This window comes from Acinetobacter sp. GW821-FHT01C12 (genome assembly GCF_059422625.1).
The window spans coordinates 94,545-100,835 of record NZ_JBWKXD010000004.1 but is presented as its reverse complement, the minus strand read 5'-3'; the positions used below and the strand labels follow the sequence as shown (position 1 = coordinate 100,835).

The 6,291-nt window shown below is 38.8% G+C and carries 9 protein-coding genes; 6 read left to right on the top strand and 3 right to left on the bottom strand.

Going from position 1 to position 6,291, the window contains the following annotated elements:
* Positions 1-354: 354 nt before the first annotated feature.
* Positions 355-732 (bottom strand): GNAT family N-acetyltransferase, encoded by a 378-nt coding sequence (locus tag AC07WY_RS12210; RefSeq protein WP_004816597.1) that lies wholly within the window; start codon positions 730-732, stop codon positions 355-357.
* A gap of 102 nt (positions 733-834) precedes the next feature.
* Here AC07WY_RS12210 and hisB point away from each other — a divergent pair, with 102 nt between their 5' ends.
* The 3 genes from hisB to AC07WY_RS12195 all read left to right on the top strand — a co-directional run bounded on the left by hisB (position 835) and on the right by AC07WY_RS12195 (position 2,775).
* Positions 835-1,428, top strand: a complete 594-nt coding sequence (gene hisB / locus AC07WY_RS12205) for an imidazoleglycerol-phosphate dehydratase HisB (RefSeq protein ID WP_004725347.1) — start codon at positions 835-837, stop codon at positions 1,426-1,428.
* Positions 1,428-2,045, top strand: coding sequence for an imidazole glycerol phosphate synthase subunit HisH (gene hisH, locus AC07WY_RS12200; protein ID WP_096735307.1), 618 nt, complete (start codon positions 1,428-1,430; stop codon positions 2,043-2,045). The genes hisB and hisH overlap by 1 nt, the downstream gene beginning before the upstream one ends.
* Positions 2,046-2,238: 193 nt before the next feature.
* The gene (locus AC07WY_RS12195; protein ID WP_494736454.1) at positions 2,239-2,775 is read left to right on the top strand and encodes a DUF805 domain-containing protein; all 537 of its coding nucleotides are present in this window, start codon (positions 2,239-2,241) and stop codon (positions 2,773-2,775) included.
* A gap of 41 nt (positions 2,776-2,816) precedes the next feature.
* Here the strand turns inward: AC07WY_RS12195 and AC07WY_RS12190 are convergent, their stop codons facing one another.
* A complete protein-coding gene (locus AC07WY_RS12190) occupies positions 2,817-3,218 on the bottom strand; it encodes a transcriptional regulator (RefSeq protein WP_004725342.1) in 402 nt (133 codons plus the stop codon).
* A 124-nt stretch (positions 3,219-3,342) separates the two neighbouring features.
* Between AC07WY_RS12190 and AC07WY_RS12185 the strand changes: the two genes are divergently transcribed.
* A complete protein-coding gene (locus AC07WY_RS12185) occupies positions 3,343-4,005 on the top strand; it encodes a 3'-5' exonuclease (RefSeq protein ID WP_262087236.1) in 663 nt (220 codons plus the stop codon).
* Positions 4,006-4,082: 77 nt separating this feature from the next.
* Complete coding sequence (gene hisA / locus AC07WY_RS12180; protein ID WP_004725338.1) at positions 4,083-4,814, top strand: 1-(5-phosphoribosyl)-5-[(5-phosphoribosylamino)methylideneamino]imidazole-4-carboxamide isomerase; 732 nt, start codon at positions 4,083-4,085, stop codon at positions 4,812-4,814.
* Positions 4,815-4,903: 89 nt separating this feature from the next.
* Here the strand turns inward: hisA and AC07WY_RS12175 are convergent, their stop codons facing one another.
* Positions 4,904-5,197, bottom strand: a complete 294-nt coding sequence (locus AC07WY_RS12175) for an antibiotic biosynthesis monooxygenase family protein (RefSeq protein ID WP_004725336.1) — start codon at positions 5,195-5,197, stop codon at positions 4,904-4,906.
* A gap of 152 nt (positions 5,198-5,349) precedes the next feature.
* Here AC07WY_RS12175 and AC07WY_RS12170 point away from each other — a divergent pair, with 152 nt between their 5' ends.
* Positions 5,350-6,285, top strand: coding sequence for a DMT family transporter (locus AC07WY_RS12170; protein ID WP_244014315.1), 936 nt, complete (start codon positions 5,350-5,352; stop codon positions 6,283-6,285).
* Positions 6,286-6,291 lie beyond the last annotated feature (6 nt).

The following is a 6,291-nucleotide window of genomic DNA, read 5'->3' as shown; positions in this document are numbered from 1 at the left end:
CCGCCGATGGGGCGTATTAAACAATTTAATGGTTTAGTCGTCAAGCATTGAAATCACTAAAATCATTCAATAGTTTATTTTTACAACAAAAATCGCCTATTTATTCTAAATAAGGCTGTTTTTTATACATTTTTCAGCTTTGGAACGCAAATTTTGGCATGCTCAATTTGCTGAGCGAAGGTACTCCTCCTTGCTTTAAGTTTTGCAAACTCGATTTAATTTTTTCCCAAAGTGTTTTGCTCGTGACTGCAATATGCTACTGAGATCAGCTTAACTTTATAGTTGTGGAAAAAGAGCCAAATAAAAAAGCAACCTGATCAGGTTGCTTAAATTAGTCAAAGATCCAAGATCACCTTAGATTTTACCTAAGTGAGCTAAACAACGATGGATTGCTCCACAGCCCGGCTCAAAGTTTTTAATGCCCTTTTCTTCCTCGATACGACAAACTTCTTCGACCAAACGCTCTGCAACGCCACGTCCGCGGTTAGCAGGATGTACCACAATATTTTCCAAAGTCCGACTTTCACCTTGTCCAGTACACCATAACGCACCAATAATCTTTGTATTAAATTCTGCGACATAAAGTAAGGTATAATGAGCCAAGTTTTGCTCAAGTTGTTCTATGGCATCATGACCATCCCCAAACTCGGGACTGGTGTCATATAATCGCTCAAGCTGATCGCGAACTTCTTCATTTTCTAGTGAAGTTTTAGCATGTACGGTAATAGGCATTGATTAACCCTCCTGAGCAATCTAATATGCTGTCACTTTCGTCACAGCGAAATATCTTTACATCAAACTTTTAATTTTTGACGTTTTTTGAGGAACGTGTCTATGGCGCAACGTATCAGTGAAGTGGTAAGAAACACCAACGAAACTAAAATTCGAGTTCGTGTGAATCTTGATGGTACTGGTCAAGGCACGCTCAATACAGGTGTTCCCTTTTTAGACCATATGGTTGATCAAATCAAGCGTCATGGTTTATTTGACATCGATATTCATTGTGATGGCGACTTAGAAATCGATGATCACCATACTGTAGAAGACTGTGGAATCACACTAGGCCAAGCATTTGCGCAAGCACTCGGTGATAAAAAAGGCTTAAAACGTTATGGTCATTTCTATGCACCACTTGATGAAGCTTTAAGCCGTGTCGTGGTTGATTTATCAGGTCGTCCAGGTTTATGGATGGATATCCCATTTACACGTGCCCGTATCGGCAGTTTTGATGTGGATCTATTTTCCGAGTTTTTCCAAGGCTTTGTAAATCACGCTTTAATGACTTTACACATTGACAATTTAAAAGGCAAAAATAGCCATCACCAAATTGAAAGTGTTTTTAAAGCATTTGCACGTGCGCTTCGCATGGCCTGTGAAGTTGATCCGCGTGCAGAAAATACTGTTGCATCGACGAAAGGAACCTTGTAATGACCCGTATTGCCCTTCTTGACTATGGCATGGGAAATCTTCATTCAGCAGCCAAAGCACTCGAACATGTTGGCGCAACTGTAGATGTCACAAATGATCCAAAATTAATCGCTCAGGCAGATAAAATCGTATTTCCGGGTGTAGGGGCAATGCGTGATTGTATGCAGGGGATGCATGAAGCAGGTATTGATGAGGTTGTGCGCCATGCTGCGTTTAATAAACCAGTACTTGCCATTTGTGTCGGCATGCAAGCTTTGCTTGAATCATCAGAGGAAAATGCGGGTACTCAAGCGCTGGGTATTTTTGAAGGTGTGGTAAAACATTTTCCAGATATGGACGGCTTAAAAGTCCCTCATATGGGCTGGAACCAAGTCCATCAGGCAGATCCAAATCATCCGATGTGGAAAGATATTGATCAAGATAGTCGTTTTTACTTTGTACATAGCTATTATGTCGAACCCAAAGACCCGTCTCTTGTTGCTGCAACATGTGATTATGGTTTGCAGTTCTGTACGGCTATTCATAAAGAAAATTTATTTGCGACACAGTTCCATCCTGAAAAGAGCCATACAGCAGGTTTACAGTTACTGAAAAACTTTGTGGAATGGAAAATCTGATTCATTCAGGTCAATTTCATCCCGATTTATATCTCTAAAAATCAAGTCAATTGCAGTTGGCTTGATTTTTTTATTTTATTTGGACTTTATTTTTTATCGTCTGTTTATTATGATTCAACCAAATTGAATAAAAATCCAACAATTGATTTTAAAAATTGATTTAAAAACCTTAATTCATTCTAGGAACATAACAATGTCTTCTAATTTTCAAACCCATGATTCAGCTTTAAGTGCCAGTGGCCGTTTTGGTCGATTATCCTATTTGGGCTGGAATATGCTGTTGGGTCTATCTATGTTTGTACTGGGTATTATCGCTGCACTATTCATCCCAGCTTTAAGTAACTCCCCTTCAAATACGCTCATCTTTATTCTCGGCACAGTTGCGATTATTATTTATATCGCAGTGATCTACTTTAGCTTTATTTTTACAATTCGTCGCTTACATGACAAACACCAAAGTGGTTGGTTATCTCTTCTTATGCTTTTACCTTTGGTGAATTTATTCTTTTTTGTTTATTTAAGCTGTGCAAAAGGAGATGCTGGGACAAATAACTATGGCGCACCTCGGATTACCCGTGGTTGGGAAAAAGTATTGGCTTGGATTTATATTGTGATCTTCCCGATTAGTATTCTAATCCTGGCAGTTACAGCAATCCCAGCCTATCAAAGCTACCTTGACCAAGCGCAACAGTTTCAGCAATATCAACAACAAATCAATCAGTCTGAATAAATCAGCCGAAATAACCACCCTATTTTTATAAGGTGGTTATTTTACTCTTTGGTGACAAAACCACCTTCTAATGGCTCAACACTAATTTTAATATCCGCTTTTAAATTTAAAGCTGCATAACGGTCTTTAATTTCGTTGATCAACTGTTCCATGGTGACATGGCTTAAATCCAATTCAGACTCAGCATATGCTTTGGTCACTAGATCTGCTTTATCTTGCTGTTTAGATTCCATATTCCAGCGTTCAGTCATCCCAACTAAACGCGCCAATTCAATTAAGCTTTGCGCACTCGACGGTGTTGAGTTTTGCAACCATTTGGTCATGGTTCCTTTTGAAGTTTCGAGTACGTTAACAATATCACTGGCTTTTATATTTTTATCCTGAATTAATTGCTTTAAACGCTTGGCGCCTTCTATAAAAAGATCATCATCTTTTTCAACCATACAATTTATTCCTGTGTTTTTGACCCACAAAACTATCATCTTTTATTCAAAGTTTGTTATAACACAATATGGTTAATATTTTTAATGCTTAAACTGGTCGACTAAAATTTGTGAGCTTAAATTTGTGAATATTCAAACTCAGCAACTTCCTAGTAAAGAACAAATTCAGAGCTTTCCCCGTTTTCAAAATTTGCCTTTGAGTAACATTGTTGTGGTCAATAGCTTGCAACAATGCCAAGCAATTGAAGCAGAATTAAAAACGGCGCACATTTTTGGTTTCGATACGGAGTCAAAACCTACCTTTAATAAAGGTGAAATACAAACTGGCCCACATCTTATTCAACTGGCGACATTTGAAAAAGCCTATTTATTTCAAGTTTCAGCAGATATTTTGGCTTTTCTAGCGACCTTTTTTGAAAATCCTGATCAGATTAAAGTCGGTTTTGGCTTAAAAAATGATGCTCATTTATTTCGTAAAAAAGGCATGCAACTCAACAGTGTCATCGAACTTTCTAAATGCTTTTCGAGTTTTGGCTTCAATAATCCTTTAGGAATTAAAAATGCCATGGCATTATTATTCCAAGTCAATTTCCCTAAAAGTAAATCTATTAGCACCTCAAATTGGGCACGTAAAATTCTCACAACACCACAAATTGAATATGCAGCAGCCGATGCCTATGCTGCACTTTTAATTTTCGAAGCCTTACTGGATTTAGACTTAATACCTGACACGATTGCACATACTCAGCTTAAATTGAGCATTCGCGCCAATAAAAGCCTAAACTGACACTTAGAAATTGATCAAGTTTTTGCTAAGATGAAGATCAATAAATTCTTCATTGAGATTAAGCAAGGAGCGAAAGCATGCTGATCATCCCGGCAATTGACCTGAAAGATGGTAAATGTGTTCGTTTAAAACAAGGTCGTATGGAAGACGATACCGTATTTTCTGATGATCCTGTTGCAACAGCACAGCATTGGGTAAATGAAGGCGCTCGTCGTTTGCATTTGGTTGATTTGAATGGGGCTTTTGCTGGAACACCAATTCATAAACCTGTCGTTGAAGCAATTGCAAAAGCACAGCCTGAACTGCCAATCCAGATTGGCGGTGGTATTCGCTCTTTGGAAACAATCGAACATTATTTAGATGCGGGCGTTTCTTTTGTCATCATCGGCACCAAAGCAGTTCAAAATCCTGAATTTGTTGAAGAAGCCTGTAAGAAGTTTGCGGGACACATTATTGTCGGTATTGATGCGATCAATGGTATGGTTGCAACTGATGGCTGGGCAAATGTCACTGATGTAAAAGCCACTGATCTTGCAAAACGTTTTGCGGATGCCGGTGTGTCTAGCATTGTTTATACCGATATCGCACGTGATGGTATGATGCAGGGTGTCAATGTTGAACAGACGGTAAACCTTGCGCAATACTCAGGTCTTCCAGTGATCGCCTCAGGCGGTGTAACCAATCTGGATGATGTGCGTAATTTAAAAGGTAAACCGGGTATTTTAGGTGCGATCACAGGACGTGCAATTTACGAAGGCACATTAAACCTACGTGAAGCGCAGCTGTTATTGGATGAACAAGGCTTTTAAGTTCCCAGTATAGATTGGATTAAAAAAGAGAACCGAGCTGTTCTCTTTTTTATGTGTTAAACAAGGTATTTAAATCACTACATCCAGATTTAAACCAATGTATTTTCAAAATGTTGCATTTCAATTTTACTTGCTAAAAAGGGCTTCATTGCCGTAAACCACTGTTTAAATTCATCTGTTTTCATAAAAACATCTGTATGGGTTTTAAGATCAATCCAGTGAATTTGTAGAATATATTTTTGATTGTCTTCTATACCACGAATCAATTTAAATTTTTCACAACCTTGGGCATTCCGGAAGGTGTCTGATAATTCATAAAATTTCTTTTCAAAAGCCATTTGTTGACCATCAACAATATGAAATAAAGCCTGTTCGATCACCATGATTTATTTCTCTTTATCAAAATTTTGATTCAATATGCTAACACGACTGCATGACAATTGAGTGATTTAAATACCCGATTACTCAGCTTAACATCTGCATAATACTGTGCTTTCGCGTAAAATAGCCCTGCTCTTCTACATTACTTTATTTTATGTCTTCCTCTCCCCTCGCTTTATTTTTAAAGTCCAGAACGCCTCAAATTGCACTGATTCTGATGACCATGATTTGGGGTGGTACATTTGTCATTGTACATTATGCCCTAAACTATAGTTCCCCTATGTTTTTTGTCGGTTGTCGTTTTGCTGCAGCGACTATTGCTGTTGGATTACTGTCTTATAAATATCTAAAAGGTATCAATTTAAAAGAACTCATCGCTGGTGCACTGATTGGCGGTATGATTGCCGCAGGGTATGGCTCGCAAACTGTCGGTATGCAAACCATCAGCAGCAGTGAGTCTGCCTTTTTAACAGCATTATATGTCCCCCTTGTACCGATTCTTATCTGGGTGATTTTTCGCAAAAGACCACATATCATGACTTGGCTCGGTGTTTTACTGGCGTTTATCGGTTTAATTTTTTTGACAGGAAATGGTTTTCATCACATTGATTTAAATACGGGGCAAATCGTTACATTGGTTGGTTCGTTTGCAATTGCTATGGAGATTATTCTCATCGGGCACTTTGCAGGGAGGGTCAATATTCAGCGTGTAACGGTGATTCAGCTTGCCTTTGCTTCATTGATTTCATTTGCCAGTATGCCTTTTGTCGGTGAGCTGCATATTCCACCCTTTTCATGGCAATTGGTGATGCTTGCAGTTGGACTGGGCTTAACCAGTGCTTTATTACAATTGACGATGAATTGGGCACAACGCTCTGTCGATCCTTCTCAAGCGGCCGTGATTTATGCTGGCGAACCAGTTTGGGCAGCTTTATTTGGCAGAATTGCAGGTGAACGCTTGCCATTGCTGGCTCTTTTTGGTGGTTTACTTGTGGTATTGGGGGTGATCATCAGTGAATGGAGACCCAAATTTTTATACACACGACAGCTTAAAGAAAACTCAGTTGAGATAGAAAAACAGCGTTCTTGATCAGAA

Coding starts and splice junctions, on each gene's coding strand:
- AC07WY_RS12210 (WP_004816597.1), bottom strand. CDS start 732: ATGCCTATTACCGTACATGCTAAAACTTCACTAGAAAATGAAGAAGTT.
- hisB (WP_004725347.1), top strand. CDS start 835: ATGGCGCAACGTATCAGTGAAGTGGTAAGAAACACCAACGAAACTAAA.
- hisH (WP_096735307.1), top strand. CDS start 1,428: ATGACCCGTATTGCCCTTCTTGACTATGGCATGGGAAATCTTCATTCA.
- AC07WY_RS12195 (WP_494736454.1), top strand. CDS start 2,239: ATGTCTTCTAATTTTCAAACCCATGATTCAGCTTTAAGTGCCAGTGGC.
- AC07WY_RS12190 (WP_004725342.1), bottom strand. CDS start 3,218: ATGGTTGAAAAAGATGATGATCTTTTTATAGAAGGCGCCAAGCGTTTA.
- hisA (WP_004725338.1), top strand. CDS start 4,083: ATGCTGATCATCCCGGCAATTGACCTGAAAGATGGTAAATGTGTTCGT.
- AC07WY_RS12175 (WP_004725336.1), bottom strand. CDS start 5,197: ATGGTGATCGAACAGGCTTTATTTCATATTGTTGATGGTCAACAAATG.
- AC07WY_RS12170 (WP_244014315.1), top strand. CDS start 5,350: ATGTCTTCCTCTCCCCTCGCTTTATTTTTAAAGTCCAGAACGCCTCAA.